At 63.9% G+C, this 13,592-nt stretch carries 15 protein-coding genes and 1 pseudogene; 9 read left to right on the top strand and 7 right to left on the bottom strand.

Going from position 1 to position 13,592, the window contains the following annotated elements:
* Nucleotides 1-67: 67 nt before the first annotated feature.
* The gene (locus IFT57_RS03820; RefSeq protein WP_122797155.1) at nucleotides 68-667 is read right to left on the bottom strand and encodes a LysE/ArgO family amino acid transporter; all 600 of its coding nucleotides are present in this window, start codon (nucleotides 665-667) and stop codon (nucleotides 68-70) included.
* 89 nt (nucleotides 668-756) lie between these two features.
* On the opposite strand from IFT57_RS03820, the gene IFT57_RS03815 reads away from it, so the two are divergent.
* From IFT57_RS03815 to IFT57_RS03805, 3 genes are all read left to right on the top strand, one after another.
* The gene (locus IFT57_RS03815) at nucleotides 757-1,647 is read left to right on the top strand and encodes a LysR family transcriptional regulator ArgP (RefSeq protein ID WP_192150583.1); all 891 of its coding nucleotides are present in this window, start codon (nucleotides 757-759) and stop codon (nucleotides 1,645-1,647) included.
* A gap of 139 nt (nucleotides 1,648-1,786) precedes the next feature.
* Entirely contained in the window at nucleotides 1,787-2,785 is a 999-nt protein-coding gene (locus IFT57_RS03810) for an NAD-dependent epimerase/dehydratase family protein (protein WP_192150581.1), read from the top strand.
* 89 nt (nucleotides 2,786-2,874) lie between these two features.
* The gene (locus IFT57_RS03805; RefSeq protein ID WP_192150579.1) at nucleotides 2,875-3,714 is read left to right on the top strand and encodes an ATPase; all 840 of its coding nucleotides are present in this window, start codon (nucleotides 2,875-2,877) and stop codon (nucleotides 3,712-3,714) included.
* A 37-nt stretch (nucleotides 3,715-3,751) separates the two neighbouring features.
* Here IFT57_RS03805 and IFT57_RS03800 read toward each other — a convergent pair whose 3' ends face one another.
* Genes IFT57_RS03800 through IFT57_RS03790 form a run of 3 tightly spaced genes read right to left on the bottom strand, consistent with a single transcriptional unit; the run spans nucleotide 3,752 to nucleotide 6,299 of the window.
* Nucleotides 3,752-4,801: an alkene reductase gene (locus IFT57_RS03800; protein ID WP_122797159.1), complete on the bottom strand. Its 1,050-nt coding sequence runs from the start codon at nucleotides 4,799-4,801 to the stop codon at nucleotides 3,752-3,754.
* Between the two features lie 15 nt (nucleotides 4,802-4,816).
* Entirely contained in the window at nucleotides 4,817-5,983 is a 1,167-nt protein-coding gene (locus IFT57_RS03795) for an MFS transporter (RefSeq protein WP_192150577.1), read from the bottom strand.
* Nucleotides 5,984-5,996: 13 nt separating this feature from the next.
* Nucleotides 5,997-6,299, bottom strand: coding sequence for an ArsR/SmtB family transcription factor (locus tag IFT57_RS03790; RefSeq protein ID WP_043186925.1), 303 nt, complete (start codon nucleotides 6,297-6,299; stop codon nucleotides 5,997-5,999).
* Between the two features lie 141 nt (nucleotides 6,300-6,440).
* Between IFT57_RS03790 and IFT57_RS26920 the strand changes: the two are divergent.
* Together IFT57_RS26920 and IFT57_RS26915 are read left to right on the top strand one after the other, a co-directional pair.
* Nucleotides 6,441-6,742, top strand: a pseudogene (locus IFT57_RS26920) (acyl carrier protein phosphodiesterase); the annotation flags it as partial.
* 1 nt (nucleotide 6,743) lies between these two features.
* A partial coding sequence (locus IFT57_RS26915) for an acyl carrier protein phosphodiesterase (protein ID WP_244657234.1) occupies nucleotides 6,744-7,033 on the top strand: 290 nt, incomplete at its 5' end.
* A 103-nt stretch (nucleotides 7,034-7,136) separates the two neighbouring features.
* Here the strand turns inward: IFT57_RS26915 and IFT57_RS03780 are convergent.
* Nucleotides 7,137-7,907: a lysophospholipid acyltransferase family protein gene (locus tag IFT57_RS03780; RefSeq protein WP_192150575.1), complete on the bottom strand. Its 771-nt coding sequence runs from the start codon at nucleotides 7,905-7,907 to the stop codon at nucleotides 7,137-7,139.
* A complete protein-coding gene (gene olsB / locus IFT57_RS03775; RefSeq protein ID WP_192150573.1) occupies nucleotides 7,907-8,662 on the bottom strand; it encodes an L-ornithine N(alpha)-acyltransferase in 756 nt (251 codons plus the stop codon). Before olsB ends, IFT57_RS03780 begins: the two co-directional genes overlap by 1 nt.
* Before the next feature lie 209 nt (nucleotides 8,663-8,871).
* Between olsB and IFT57_RS03770 the strand changes: the two genes are divergently transcribed.
* The 4 genes from IFT57_RS03770 (at nucleotide 8,872) to sbcB (ending at nucleotide 13,071) form a co-directional block, all read left to right on the top strand.
* Nucleotides 8,872-9,951, top strand: a complete 1,080-nt coding sequence (locus tag IFT57_RS03770) for a serine hydrolase domain-containing protein (protein ID WP_192150571.1) — start codon at nucleotides 8,872-8,874, stop codon at nucleotides 9,949-9,951.
* The gene (locus IFT57_RS03765; protein ID WP_122479425.1) at nucleotides 9,948-10,277 is read left to right on the top strand and encodes an amidase; all 330 of its coding nucleotides are present in this window, start codon (nucleotides 9,948-9,950) and stop codon (nucleotides 10,275-10,277) included. The genes IFT57_RS03770 and IFT57_RS03765 overlap by 4 nt, the downstream gene beginning before the upstream one ends.
* Before the next feature lie 123 nt (nucleotides 10,278-10,400).
* A complete protein-coding gene (locus IFT57_RS03760) occupies nucleotides 10,401-11,558 on the top strand; it encodes a phospholipase D-like domain-containing protein (RefSeq protein WP_192150889.1) in 1,158 nt (385 codons plus the stop codon).
* A 73-nt stretch (nucleotides 11,559-11,631) separates the two neighbouring features.
* On the top strand, nucleotides 11,632-13,071 hold the full coding sequence (gene sbcB, locus IFT57_RS03755) for an exodeoxyribonuclease I (RefSeq protein WP_192150569.1): 1,440 nt from the start codon (nucleotides 11,632-11,634) through the stop codon (nucleotides 13,069-13,071).
* A gap of 96 nt (nucleotides 13,072-13,167) precedes the next feature.
* Here sbcB and mvaT read toward each other — a convergent pair whose 3' ends face one another.
* The gene (gene mvaT / locus IFT57_RS03750) at nucleotides 13,168-13,548 is read right to left on the bottom strand and encodes a histone-like nucleoid-structuring protein MvaT (RefSeq protein ID WP_122713621.1); all 381 of its coding nucleotides are present in this window, start codon (nucleotides 13,546-13,548) and stop codon (nucleotides 13,168-13,170) included.
* Between the last annotated feature and the right edge of the window lie 44 nt (nucleotides 13,549-13,592).

The following is a 13,592-nucleotide window of genomic DNA, read 5'->3' as shown; positions in this document are numbered from 1 at the left end:
GGCTTAACCACGCAACAACTGTGTGGAATAGAGGTTCCAGAGCCTTTGCGCGGCCAGACTGACGGTTTCAGGCAAACACCAGCTGTGCCGCCACGGCGAACATCATGACCGCCACCATCAGATCGAGCAGGCGCCAGGTGTTGGGCCGTGCCAGCCAGGGTGCCAGCCACGCCGCAGCCAGCGCCAGGCCGAAGAACCACAGCAGCGATGCGCTGGTGGCGCCGGCGACATAGGCGGCAGGCACGCTTTGCTGAGCGCCGAGCGAGCCGATCAGCAGGACTGTGTCCAGATACACGTGGGGGTTGAGCAGGGTCACCGCCAGCGCGCTGAGCAGCACCGCCTTGCGCGAGCGCAACCCGGCGGTGCCGGCCTGTTCCAGGCTCTGCCGCGAGCAGGCACGGCGCAGGGCCTTGACGCCGTACCAGAGCAGAAACAACGCGCCGCCCCAGCGTGCCACCGCCAGCAAGGTCGGATTGTGCGCCAGGACCGTGGCCAGGCCGAACACACCCGCAGCCACCAGCAGCGCATCGCATACCACGCACAGCAGCGCCACGGGCAGGTGATGCTCACGGCGCAGGCTCTGCGCCAGAACGAAAGCGTTCTGCGTGCCGATCGCCATGATCAGGCCGAACGCGACCAGCAAACCGTTCAAATAACTCTGCCACATCGCTGTATCTCCCATTGGATACTGGCCATTGTGAGTGACGGTGCGCTATAAGAAAAAGCAATAGTGCTGATCACTCATTAGGAAATCTGATGTTCGATTACAAGTTGCTCGCCGCGCTGGCCGCCGTCGTGGAGCAGGCAGGCTTCGAGCGCGCTGCGCAGGTGCTGGGCTTGTCGCAGTCGGCCGTGTCGCAGCGGATCAAGCTGCTCGAGGCGCGGGTGGGTCAGCCCGTGCTGATTCGCGCTACGCCGCCGGCACCCACCGATATCGGCCGGCGCCTGCTCAACCACGTGCAGCAGGTGCGATTGCTCGAACGTGACCTGCAGGGTCAGGTGCCGGCGCTGGACGAACAGGGCATGCCCGAGCGCCTGCGCATTGCCTTGAACGCCGACAGCCTGGGCACTTGGTGGGCCGGTGCGGTCGCAGATTTCTGCATTCGTGAGCAGTTGCTGCTGGACCACGTGGTGGAGGATCAGGACGTCGGGCTCAAGCGCATGCGCGCCGGTGAAGTGGCCGCGTGCCTGTGTGCCAGCGAGCGGCCCCTGGCCGGGGCGCGCAGTCTGTTGCTGGGGGCTATGCGCTATCGTGCGCTGGCCAGCCCCGGCTTCATGGCTAGGCATTTTCCCACAGGCTTCGAACCTGCCCATCTGCCCCGCACGCCCGCGCTGGTGTTCGGCCCCGACGACTATCTGCAGCATCGCTTTCTGGCGTCGCTGGGGCTGGCGGAAGGTTTTCTCCATCACCTGTGCCCGTCGTCGGAAGGGTTCAACCGGTTGGCCAAGGCCGGGATGGGCTGGGGCATGGTCCCGGAGCTGCAGGTCGAGGACGCACTGGCCGATGGCAGCCTGATCGAGATCATCACCGGTCATCCGGTGGATGTACCGTTGTACTGGCATCACTGGCGCAACGGCGGGCAACTGCTCGAGCGCCTCACCCGGCATCTGCGCGAGGGCGCGGGAAGCTGGTTGGTGCCGCTGTGAGCCCTGCGTGCGTCTACCGCTAGCGGCCCGGTCGCCCACAGCCAGGGTGCCGGGTAGCGAGTGACCTCGAAGAACGCTGCAGGACCTTCCCGAGGTCGTACGGCGGCAACACATTGAACGATGCACAGCGGAGCAATTCATGAAGATTCTGGTTACCGGCGCAAGCGGCTTCATCGGCGGACGCTTCACGCGCCTGGCGTTGGAGCAGGGGCTTGAAGTGCGCATCAACGGTCGCCGGGCCGAAGGGGTGGAGCATCTGGTACGACGCGGCGCCCAGTTCATGCAAGGTGACCTGCTCGACCCCGACCTGGCCAAGCGCCTGTGCATCGGCGTCGACGCCGTGGTCCATTGCGCCGGTGCGGCAGGTACCTGGGGTCGCGCTCAGCTGTTCCAGCAGGCCAATGTCGAGGTCACCGAGAACGTCGTCGAGGCCTGTCTCAAGGAGCACGTGCAGCGGCTGGTGTACCTGTCTTCGGCAGCGGTCTGTTTCGACGGTCGCAGCCACCTGGCGGTCAAGGAAGAGCAGGTACCGGGACGTCTGCGCGGGCATGCCGCGCAGAGCAAATGGCTGGCCGAGCGCAAGGTGCTCGGCGCTGCCGAGTTCGGTCTGGAAACCGTTGTGCTGCGAGCACATCGGGTGACCGGTGCGGGTGACGGGCAGCAATTCGCGCGGTTGATCGAGATGCAGCGCAAGAATCGCCTACGGATCATCGGCGACGGCTTGAACAAGGTCGATTTCACCAGCGTGCAGAACCTCAACCAGGCACTGCTGGGTGCTCTGACGGCGGGCGATACCGCACTCAATCAGGTCTACAACATCAGCAATGGCGCGCCGATTCCGTTATGGGACGTGATCAACTACGTGATGCGTCAGCTGGAGTTGCCCCAGGTGCGGCGCTACCGCGACTTCGGTCTGGCCCACGGCACCGCTGCGGCCTGCGAAGCGGCCTGCCTGCTCTGGCCCGGCCAACCCCGACCGCGCCTGTCGCGTCTGGAAGTGCAGGCCCTGCACGAGCATTTCACCCTGGATATCAATCGTGCCCGGCATTATCTGGGCTACGACCCACGCACTTCCTTGTGGGCATCGCTGGATGAATTCTGTGGCTGGTGGCGGGCCCAGGTCACGCCCGGCGGTTGAGCCAATCGCCCGGGTGGTCGGCCAGTGCCCGTCGTTGCAAGGGTATACTCGCGGTCCTGGCCATTACCCGTGACACAAAGGTTTCTCACATGCGCAAAGATGCTCCCGACGACTTCGACGACAATCTGCCCAGCCTGCGCGGCGATACCCGCGACGACCACGAGTTTGCCCCAGTGGGCGGCGGGCGCGATCGCGAGGCGCTGTACTCGCGCAACATGCCGGTGGTGCGCGTCAAGGCGCCCAGCACGGGTGCGCTGTGGGCACTGATCGGTGCGTTGTTCATCGCCCTGGGCGGCCTGGGCTGGTGGAGTTTCCAGCAGATCAACCTGATGGAGCAGCAGTTGGTCGCGACTCAGGAGAGTTTTGCGCGCATCAGCGAAGAAGCGGCGGGGCGCCTGCAGGACATCAGCGGCAAAGTGGCCAACACCCAGTCCACTGCCGTATCAGGTAGCGAAGCGATGCGGGCCGAAATCAAGCAGTTGCAGGACCAGCTGGCGCAACAGACTCAGCAACAAAGTGGTGTGGCCGGCCAGCAGAGCACGCTGCAGACTCGTCTGGAACAGGCGGCGTCCCAGGTGGCTGCGCAGCAGACGCTCAACGAGCAATTGCAGGCGCAGTTGAAGGCCATGGCGGCCGAGCTTGTGACGTTGAAGCAGGCGCAGCCGGACACCGGCAAGCTGCAGGCACGTCTGGATAGCGTGGACGGCGAGTTGGCCGCATTGAAGAAGAGCAATCCAGGCGCACAGCTCGAGCGCCTGGAGCAGGACCTCATCGTGCTCAAGAGCGAGCAGGACAATCGCCCGGCGGCCACCAGTGGGCCGAGCGTCAGCGAGTTCGATGCCTTTCGCGGGCAGGCCACGCGCAGCCTGAACACGCTGCAGAATCAGGTGCAGAACCTGCAGCAGCAGATCAGCCAGCTGCGTCGCTGAACGGCCGGGCACGCCAGGTGGCGGCCCGGCCTGGCGCTTACATGCGCGGGTAGTCCAGATAGCCGGCAGCGCCCTTGGCGTAGAACGTTTCAGGGTGCGGCTCGTTCAACGGTGCGTCGGCCTGCAGGCGCTCCGGCAGGTCAGGGTTGGCGATGTACGGCACGCCGAAGGCCACGGCGTCGGCGATGCCATTGGCCAGGGCGGCGTTGGCCGACGCCTTGTCGAAGCGCTCGTTGACGATGTACGGACCGCCAAACGCATCACGCAATTGCGCGGCCAGGCTGTCCTCGCCTTCTTTCTCGCGGGCACAGATGAACGCGATGCCGCGCTTGCCCAGTTCGCGTGCAACATAGGTGAAGGTCTCGGCACGGTTGGCGTCGCCCATGTCATGCAAGTCGGCACGTGGCGAGAGGTGCATGCCGACACGGTCGGCGCCCCAGACGTCGATGGCCGCATCGGTCACTTCCAGCAGCAGCCGTGCACGGTTTTCCAGCGAGCCGCCGTAGGCGTCGGTGCGCTGGTTGGTGCTGCTCTGCAGGAACTGGTCGAGCAGATAACCATTGGCGCCGTGGATTTCCACGCCATCGAAGCCCGCAGCCTTGGCGTTCTCCGCGCCCACGCGATAAGCCTCGACGATGTCGGCAATTTCAGCGGTTTCCAGCGCCCGTGGGGTTTCGAAACCAGTGATTGGACGCACCAGGCTGACGTGGCCGTCGGCGGCGATTGCGCTGGGGGCTACCGGCAACTCGCCGTCCAGGTATTGCGAATGCGAGATCCGGCCCACGTGCCACAGCTGCAACATGATCCGCCCACCGGCAGCGTGCACGGCCTGGGTGACATTGGCCCAGCCGCGAACCTGATCGTTGGACCAGATCCCAGGGGTGTCCGGGTAGCCGACGCCCATGGGCGTCACCGAGGTCGCTTCGCTGAGGATCAGCCCGGCGCTGGCGCGTTGCACATAGTAGTCGGCCATCATCTGGTTGGGCACGCGGCCCTCGTCGGCGCGGCAACGGGTCAGCGGTGCCATGATGATGCGGTTCGGCAGTTCCAGTGCGCCGAGCTTGATCGGGTCGAAAAGTGTAGTCATGAAGAACAGCCTCTATCAGTGAGTGGCGGGTGCCAGGTCCGGCGTCCGGGTCTGGCGAAAAGTGATCAGGGTGACGATCAGGGCAAGCACGGCCAGCGCTGCTGCGGCCAGTGGCACGCTGGTCAGGCCGAGGCCGCCGGCGATGACGGCGCCGCCGATCCAGGCGCCCAGGGCATTGCCGACGTTGAAGGCACTGATGTTCAGGGTCGACACCAGGTTGGGCGCAGACTTGCCGAAGGTCACCACGTTGATCTGCAGCGCAGGCACGGCGGCGAATGCCGCGGCGGCCCAGAGAAATAACGTGATTTCGGTCGGGACGACGGCCACTGCGGTCCAGCTCAGCGCGGTGGACACCACGGCCATGGCCGCGAAGACCCCGATCAGGGTGGCACCCAGGCGTCGATCGGCCAGCTTGCCGCCGATGATGTTGCCCACGGTCAGGCCCAGGCCGATCAGCAGCAGGGTGTAGGTGACCCCGCGCGGGGAGATGCCGGTGACGTCACCCAGCAACGGCGCGATGTAGGTGAACAGGGTGAACATGGACGCGGCGAACAGCGCCGTCATGCTCAGCGACAGCCAGATCCCGGCGCCCTTGAGGGCCGACAGTTCGGCGACCATGTCCAGCTTGGCTTCGTCGCGATTGCCTGGCAGAAAACGCAGCAGACCGATCAGCGCGACAACGCCGATCAGCGTCACCACCCAGAAGGTCGAACGCCAGCCCGCGGCCTGGCCCAATGCGGTGCCCAGCGGCACGCCAAGCACGTTGGCCAGGGTCAGGCCGGTGAACATCAAGGCCACTGCCGAGGCGCGCTTGTTGGGTGCTACCAGCCCGGCCGCTACCACCGAGCCGATGCCGAAAAAGGCACCGTGGGACAGCGCGGTGACCACGCGAGCGAACATCAGCACGTTGTAGTCGCTGGCGATGGCGCAGAGCAGGTTGCCGACGATGAAAATGCCCATCAGCACCACCAGCGCCGCCTTTCGCGGCAGGCATGCGGTGGCCAGGGCCATGAACGGCGCGCCGATGGCCACGCCCAGGGCGTAGCCGGTGACCAGCCAGCCGGCGCTGGGAATGCTGACGCCCAGGTCGCCCGCCACATCAGGCAGCAGGCCCATGATGACGAACTCGGTGGTGCCGATGGCGAAGGAACTCAGCGCCAGAATCAGCAGGGGTAAGGGCATGGGAAAATCCTTGTCAGAGCTGTGCGCTCATTTGCGCGAGAAACGCCTGGATGACGTCCTCGTTGCGTTTGAAAAAGTGCCACTGGCCAACCTTCTTGCTGCTGATCAGGCCGGCCCGTTGCAGGGTGGCCAGATGCGCCGAGACGGTCGACTGCGAGAGGCCGCAGCGTTGGTCGATCTGCCCGGCACATACACCGTTTTCGGTGCTGTGGTGCTGATCGGGAAACTGCCCCTGGGGATCCTTGAGCCACGCCAGGATTTCCCTGCGCACGGGGTGGGAGAGGGCTTTTATTATTTCGTCGAGATCGAGGGACATGACGTACTCGGCTTATATCGGGACGAGGCGAAATATATATCTGTATTTCGCGATATACAAATATGAATGTGTGCTAACCAGTGGCCGTTCGATCATATCGGGTTATAACGATACAGCCGCAATGGTGCTAAGCTGCGCGGCATGAACTACCTGGCACACCTTCATCTCGGCGGTCCTGCACCTGAGCAACTGCTCGGCAGTCTCTATGGCGATTTCGTCAAGGGCCCGCTGGCAGGGCGCTTCAGCGCACCCATGGAGGCCGGCATTCGACTGCATCGGCAGATCGATGCATTCACCGACAGTCACCCGCTGGTACTGCGCGCCATCGGCCGCTTCCCGGCGCAGCGACGGCGCTATGCCGGCATCATCGTCGATGTGTTCTTCGATCACTGCCTGGCGCTGCACTGGGCGGATTATTCCCGGCAGCCGCTGGCGGCGTGTACNAGCCGCTGGCGGCGTTTACCGACCATGTCTATCAGGCGTTGGCAGCCGAAGCAGAGCTGCCGGGGCGGCTGGCGGCCATGGCGCCGCACATGATCGCCGAGGATTGGTTGGGGTCGTACCGGGATTTCCAGATCATCGAGCGGGTGCTGCAGGGGATTTCCCGGCGTTTGTCCAAGCCTGAAGGGCTGGTTGGAGGGTTCGAGGAAGTACAAGCCTTGTACGCGCCGCTGACCGAGGATTTCCGCGCGTTCTATCCGGTGGTGCAGGGGTTTGCGCGGGATAATCACTGACCGCGCCGACACCTTCGCGGCCACTGATCACTCCCACCACATGCTGCGGTTTGTTTGTGGGAGCGGTTCGTGGCCGCGAAAGGGTCGACTCAATCTCCCAGACTCACGCCGCCCGCCGCACCTCCTCAACCTCCCCGAACAACGCGAACCGTACTGCCTCCTGAGCCTCGTAGGCCAGCGCCGCGCGTTCCTTGCCCAGGCTGGCGATCGGCGCCAGCACCTGAATCAATACCTGCCCGCGAGGCTGAGCAAAAATGCGCAGCAAGTGCGACAACAGATCGTCATCGCCCACAAACGGCGCGATCGGATCCAGCTCGCCATCACGCTGATAGCGGATCGCGATCGGCTGCACCGGCACGCCGGCGTCGATGGCGCTGGACATCAGCCGCCCATGGAACGTACGCAGGCTGTGGCCATCGGTAGTCGTGCCCTCGGGGAAGATCATCAGGTCCAGATCGTTGCGCAGGTGCTGGGTCATCTGCCGCCGGATCAACTGGCTGTCGCCCGCGCCGCGGCGGATGAACAACGTGCCGGCCTTGAGTGCCAGCCAGCCGGCCACCGGCCAGGTGCGAACTTCGGCCTTGGACAGGAACGAAAGCGGCGCCAGCATGCCGAGCAGGGGAATGTCGGTCCAGGAGACATGGTTGCCGACCCACAGCATGGGCTTGCGCGGCAACTCGCCCTGCACGGTCACCTCGAACGGCAGCGCGTTGCTCAGGCGCACCATGAACCAGCGCGACCAACGCTGGCGACGGCCCATGCAGTCGGGCACGCGCAGGCGTTCCAGCAGGCTGAACATCGCCGCCAGCGCCAGGCCCAGGCCAATCACCCAGAGCAGTCGCAGGATGCGCGCGTACACGCGCCAGCGCGGCATCACACGGCCGCCTTGAAGTGGCGGGCGTAGCGCGGGCAGAGATCGTCGCGCTTTAGCAGGATGAACACGTCGGCAACCTGGAAATCCGGGTCCCAGCACGGCTCGCCGCAGATCTTCGCCCCCAGGCGCATGTAGGCCTTGAGCAGCGGCGGCATCTCGGCAATGACGTTGCCTGGAATGTCCAGGCTGGGCAGCGGCGTCTTTGGCTCGGCGCGCAGGTGTTCGGTGCACAGGTAGCGCTCGCGCAGGCGCTGCATGATTGCCTTGGCCTGAATGCCGCCGTCCTGCATCGGAATGCTGGCACAGCCCATCAGGTAGTCGTAGCCACCCTCGTTGAGCACTTCCGCCAGCTCGCCCCACAGAACTGCGATGGTGCCACCATTGCGGTAGGCCGGCGCGACGCAGGTACGACCGATTTCCAGGATCGAGCCTTGCAGGTGCCGCAAGCCATGCAGGCTGAACTCTTCTTCGCTGTAGAAGCGCCCCAGCCGGTCGGCAGCGCGGTGGTCGAGCAGGCGTGTGGTTGCCACCAGTCGCCCGGTGGCCAGGTCGCGCACCCCGATGTGCTGGCAATGGGCATCGTAGTCGTCGACGTCCAGACCCTGCTCGGCGCTCTTGAGTTTGGCGTTGAGCTCTGTGCTGAAGACGGCGAAGCGCAGGGCCTGGGCCTCGTGCAGAGCTTGCGGGCCGACAAGTCGTTCGGCGTGCAGACGGCGTTCGGTACGGGTGTCGCCAGAGCGTGCGATCTGAGTCATTGCAAGTCTCCAAAAGCCGGCCGGTGAGTGCGGCAGGTCGATTTTGCTAGGCATGGCCAGCCTAGGAAGACCCGGTGTCATCACCATGAAGCTTTGGTGATGCTTGCGTGACAGCCCTCGGCTGCCACATGCCACACAACTCTTGCAGCGAACGGCTGTCATACCCGCACTGCACACTCGCTCCAACCTCGATCACGAGCCTTCCCCGCATGCCGCGTCTGCTTATCCTGTCGATCTCCCTGCTGTGCGCGTTACCGGTGTGTGCGCAGAATTGGCCGTCCGAGCACTGGGGCCAGGCACTGGCACCGGCGTCGCCGGCCATTGCCGCCCTTGAGCAGTACGCGTTCGTCGCCCGCGATGACGTCGTGCGCCAAGGCGTGCGCACCGATGCGTTGCTGGTGGTGCGCGACGGCGAGATCGTCTACGAGCGCTACGCCGGCCCCGGTGCTGCCGACCGTGTGCATGCCACCTGGTCGATCAGCAAGAGCCTGCTGGCCACGGTAATGGGCGTGGCCTATGGCGAAGGGCGTTTCGCCCTGCAGGATGCCGCCGCCGACTACTTCCAGCCCCTCGCCCAGCACCGCGACATACGCGTGCAAGACCTGTTTCACTGGGCGTCGGGGCTGGACTGGCAGGAAGACTACGAATATGCGCCGCTCAATTCTTCGGTGGTGGCGATGCTCTACACCCGTGGTCATCGCGACATGGCCAGCTATGCCGCCAGCCACGGGCGTGCCTACGCGCCCGGCGAACATTTCCGCTACTCCAGTGGCGACAGCAATCTGCTCGCCGCAGCGCTGCGCAACATGGTCGGCCTGCACGAGTACCCGGACTATCCCTGGCAGGCCTTGTTCACCCCTCTGGGTATCGACCAGGCGGTGTGGGAAACCGATGCCAGCGGCACATTCGTCGCCTCGTCCTATGCCTACCTGACCGCGCGCGATCTGGCCCGCGTGGGCCTGCTGATGCAGCGCGACGGCCAATGGCGTGGCCGGCAATTGCTGCCGCAGGCGTGGGTGGCCTTCAACCGCGCGCCGTTCGCGCCAAGTCAGGACGTTGCAGGAGAACCCGCTGCGGGTGCTCATTGGTGGCTCAACAGCAATATGGCCTGGCCCCACGCCCCGCGCAGCACGATGGCGGCGCTGGGGCACTGGGGGCAGGCCCTGTACGTGCTGCCCGAGCAACGCCTGGTGGTGGTGCGCTATGCCGACGACCGCGATGGCAGCTTCAGCCATGATGCGCTATTGCAGCGGATCATGGCCGCCTTCGCCGCACCAGGTGGCCAATGAGCACTGGCAAGCGCGCCTGGGCGGCGCTCGGCCTGTTGCTCTCGCTGGCAGCGGCGACCTGGCTGTGGCACGAACGCACGCAGTTGCTGGCCTTTCCCGACATCCTCAGCGCCTTTTCGGCAAAGGAATACTGTTCGTGCCGCTATGTGCTGCAAAACAGTGCCGACTACTGTCAGAGCTACATCAAGCAGTATCTTCCGCTCAGCAGCCTGAGCGAAGACGCTGGCCAGCGGCGGGTTCTGGCCAGCGGCCTGGGGCGCAGCAATACGGCGGCCTGGGTTGGGCCACGGCAAGGCTGCCGCTTGATTCCCGGGAGCGACGGATGAACCGGCCCGAACCTGGTCTGCCTGCACCCGCCACCGATGTCTCCATCCACCTGGTTACAGGACTGCCCATGCGTGAATCGAACGGCTTGCAAGCGACCCTATCTGTCATGCAGGGGCGCTGACATGGGCGGGCCGGTGTTTCCGTGGCGCGAGAGCAGCGAATTCGAGTTGCTGATCGACGGGCCGCAGTTCTTCCCGCGCATGCTCGAGCGCATCGGCCAGGCCGAGCACGCGATCGATCTGGAACTGTACCTGGTGGAGGCAGGCGCCTGTGCCCAGGCCGTGGTCCAGGCACTGCACGCGGCGGCCGCACGGGGCGTGCATGTACGCTGCCTGTTCGACCACTACGGCTCGCTGGCCTTCACCGCAGAACTGCGCGCGCACTTGACCGACGTTGGGGTGGAGCTGCGTTTCTACAACCCGATCAGTTGGCGCCGGGGCGTGCGCAACCTCTACCGCGACCATCGCAAACTGTTGCTGGTGGACCAGCAATGGGCGATGGTCGGCGGCACTGGTGTCACCGACGAGTTCTGGCAGCCAAATGAAAGTGTCAGCGAATGGCATGAGGTGATGGTGGCCATGACGGGCACCTTGGTCGCTGACTGGCAGATGCTGTTCGACCGCCAATGGCGCGCCAACCTCAGGCGCACCGCGTGGCGTCCGCCGACCCACTTTGGCCTGGCACGCGTACCGCCCATGCCCGACGGCGGCCAGGGGCTGGGTCGGGTTGCCTACGCCGATGCCCGGCAACATCGCGACATCCTGCAGTCGCTGGTGCGCGCACTGAACAGCGGGCAGCGTCGCATCTGGCTGGCGACACCGTATTTTCTGCCCACCTGGAAGGTGCGCCGCTCGCTGCGCCGCGCCGCCAGTCGTGGCATTGACGTCAGACTGTTGCTCACCGGCCCGCGCACCGACCACCCATCGGTGCGGTACGCCGGGCACAACTATTACCCGAAGTTGCTCAAGGCAGGGGTCAAGATCTACGAGTACCAGCCCTGTTTTCTGCACTTGAAAATGGTCTTGATCGACGACTGGGTCAGCGTGGGCTCGTGCAACTTCGACCATTGGAACCTGCGCTTCAATCTGGAAGCCAACCTCGAAGCGCTGGACCCCAGCCTGACCGAGGCGGTGCAGCGCAGCTTCATCACCGACTTCGCCGCCAGCCATGAAGTCAGCCTGACCGACTGGCGCCGTCGACCGTTCTGGGGGCGCGTCCAGCAACGCATTTTCGGCTGGATGGATCGCCTGAGCGTGGCAGTGTTTCGGCGCCGGGGCTGACGCTGCCCGACAACCGTGGCCTCATGCGGGGCAGGGCTCTACACTGTTGCGCTACTGCGCACAGGACACTTCAGTGACTTCCAGCATTTTCTGGTACGACTACGAAACCACCGGTATCAATCCGCGGTGTGATCGGCCCTTGCAGGTTGCCGGCATCCGCACCGATGCAGACCTCAACGAGATCGCGCCGCCGGTCAATCTGTACTGCCAGCCCAGTGACGACATTCTGCCGCATCCGGCAGCCTGCATGATCACCGGCATCACTCCGGAGCGCCTCGCCGATCGCGGCCTGAGCGAGGCCGATTTCATGACCCGGGTCCACGCGCAGTTGGCGATGCCCGGTACCTGCGGGGCCGGCTACAACAGCTTGCGCTTCGATGATGAAATGACCCGCTACAGCCTCTATCGCAATTTCTTCGACCCTTACGGTCGCGAGTGGCAAGGTGGCAACAGCCGTTGGGACTTGATCGACGTGGTCCGCGCTGCCTATGCGCTGCGCCCCGAGGGCATCCACTGGCCGCAGGTAGACGGACGGGCGAGCATGCGCCTGGAGTTGCTCACGGCCGCCAACGGCATTGACCATGGCCAGGCGCATGACGCCTTGTCCGACGTTCGTGCCACCATTGCCCTGGCACGCTTGATCCGTCAGCGCCAACCCCGGCTCTACGACTGGCTGTTCCAATTGCGTGGCAAACAACGGGTGCAGGAAAACATCCAGTTGTTGCAGCCTCTGGTACATGTTTCCGGGCAATTCGGCGCAGCGCGACGCTATGCCGCAGTGGTGATGCCGTTGGCTTGGCATCCAAAGAATCGCAATGCCTTGATTGTCTATGACTTGGCTCACGATCCGCAGCCGTTGATCGAGCAAAGTATCGAAATATTGCAAGAGCGTCTCTACAAACGCTGGCAGGACCTGGCTGAAGGCGAGGCGCCATTGCCTTTGAAACTTCTGCACATCAATCGCTGCCCGGTAATAGCCCCGCTCGGCGTATTGCGTGAGGAGGATTGGCAACGCCTGAATCTCGACAAACCGCTCTATCAAGCTCGGGCAATGCGCTTGTGCGACGCTCAACCGCAATGGCAATACAAATTGCCGCCGTTGTATCAAGCGCAAGCGTTTTCCGAGAGTGTCGATCCGGAACAACAGTTGTACGACGGGTTCATCGGTGACCGTGACCGGTTATTGTGCGAACGGATTCGTACATTGGATCCAGAACAGTTGGCCACTGCGCAATGGATATTCGATGACGAGCGACTGCCTGAACTGTTGTTTCGCTACAGGGCGCGCAACTTTCCGCATACCCTGAATCCTCTTGAAACACAGCGTTGGTTGCAATTCTGTCAACAGCGCTTGAGTGATCGACAATTGGGCGCGCCCAATACTTTGCAAGGCTTCAATGTCGCGCTGGCCGAATGCATGGCCAAGGCCGACCCGCTGCAGACCCAGGTGTTGCGTCACTGGCAGGCCTACGCACAGGCACTGGCGGTGCGCCTGGGCCTACAGCCGACTTGAATTGAAGTCGCGGCCATAAAAAACGCCAGTCACAGGACTGGCGTTTTTTTATCTACAGGCTGTGATCTACAGGCTGCGATGCAAACGATGTAACGATCAGCCGAGGAAACTGGCCCAGCTCTCGACCACATCACCACCCCATTTGGCTTTCCATTCTTTCAGGGTCTTGTGGTTGCCACCCTTGGTTTCGATGACTTCACCGTTGTGCGGGTTCTTGTATTGTTTGACCTTGCGCGCGCGCTTGGTACCGGTAACTTTGCCAGTGGTGGGGCGCGGTGCCTTGTTCAACTTGGCTTCCGGATCCAGCAGGGCAATGATGTCGCGCAGCGATTTCTGGTATTCGCCCATCAGGGTGCGCAGTTTGCCTTCGAATTCCAGTTCGGTCTGCAATTTGTCGTCTTCGGACAGATTCTTCAAGCGTGCCTGGAGCTCTTTGATGGCTTCTTCGGTCGCGCGATATTCGTTGATCAGGGACATGGTCATACCTCGGTAATGCAAGTGTCAGTGGAAACAGTGTCGTG

The organism is Pseudomonas sp. CFBP 13719 (genome assembly GCF_014842095.1).
Lineage (GTDB): Bacteria > Pseudomonadota > Gammaproteobacteria > Pseudomonadales > Pseudomonadaceae > Aquipseudomonas.
This window is presented reverse-complemented; position numbering and strand designations above follow the sequence as displayed.

Bases quoted from the DNA above. Each gene is read 5' to 3' on its own strand.
- mvaT (WP_122713621.1), bottom strand. From the start codon at position 13,548: ATGTCCCTGATCAACGAATATCGCGCGACCGAAGAAGCCATCAAAGAG.
- IFT57_RS03815 (WP_192150583.1), top strand. From the start codon at position 757: ATGTTCGATTACAAGTTGCTCGCCGCGCTGGCCGCCGTCGTGGAGCAG.
- IFT57_RS03765 (WP_122479425.1), top strand. From the start codon at position 9,948: ATGAGCACTGGCAAGCGCGCCTGGGCGGCGCTCGGCCTGTTGCTCTCG.
- IFT57_RS03780 (WP_192150575.1), bottom strand. From the start codon at position 7,907: ATGCCGCGCTGGCGCGTGTACGCGCGCATCCTGCGACTGCTCTGGGTG.
- IFT57_RS03790 (WP_043186925.1), bottom strand. From the start codon at position 6,299: ATGTCCCTCGATCTCGACGAAATAATAAAAGCCCTCTCCCACCCCGTG.
- IFT57_RS03800 (WP_122797159.1), bottom strand. From the start codon at position 4,801: ATGACTACACTTTTCGACCCGATCAAGCTCGGCGCACTGGAACTGCCG.
- IFT57_RS03770 (WP_192150571.1), top strand. From the start codon at position 8,872: ATGCCGCGTCTGCTTATCCTGTCGATCTCCCTGCTGTGCGCGTTACCG.
- IFT57_RS03760 (WP_192150889.1), top strand. From the start codon at position 10,401: ATGGGCGGGCCGGTGTTTCCGTGGCGCGAGAGCAGCGAATTCGAGTTG.
- IFT57_RS03805 (WP_192150579.1), top strand. From the start codon at position 2,875: ATGCGCAAAGATGCTCCCGACGACTTCGACGACAATCTGCCCAGCCTG.
- olsB (WP_192150573.1), bottom strand. From the start codon at position 8,662: ATGACTCAGATCGCACGCTCTGGCGACACCCGTACCGAACGCCGTCTG.
- IFT57_RS03795 (WP_192150577.1), bottom strand. From the start codon at position 5,983: ATGCCCTTACCCCTGCTGATTCTGGCGCTGAGTTCCTTCGCCATCGGC.
- IFT57_RS03810 (WP_192150581.1), top strand. From the start codon at position 1,787: ATGAAGATTCTGGTTACCGGCGCAAGCGGCTTCATCGGCGGACGCTTC.
- IFT57_RS03820 (WP_122797155.1), bottom strand. From the start codon at position 667: ATGTGGCAGAGTTATTTGAACGGTTTGCTGGTCGCGTTCGGCCTGATC.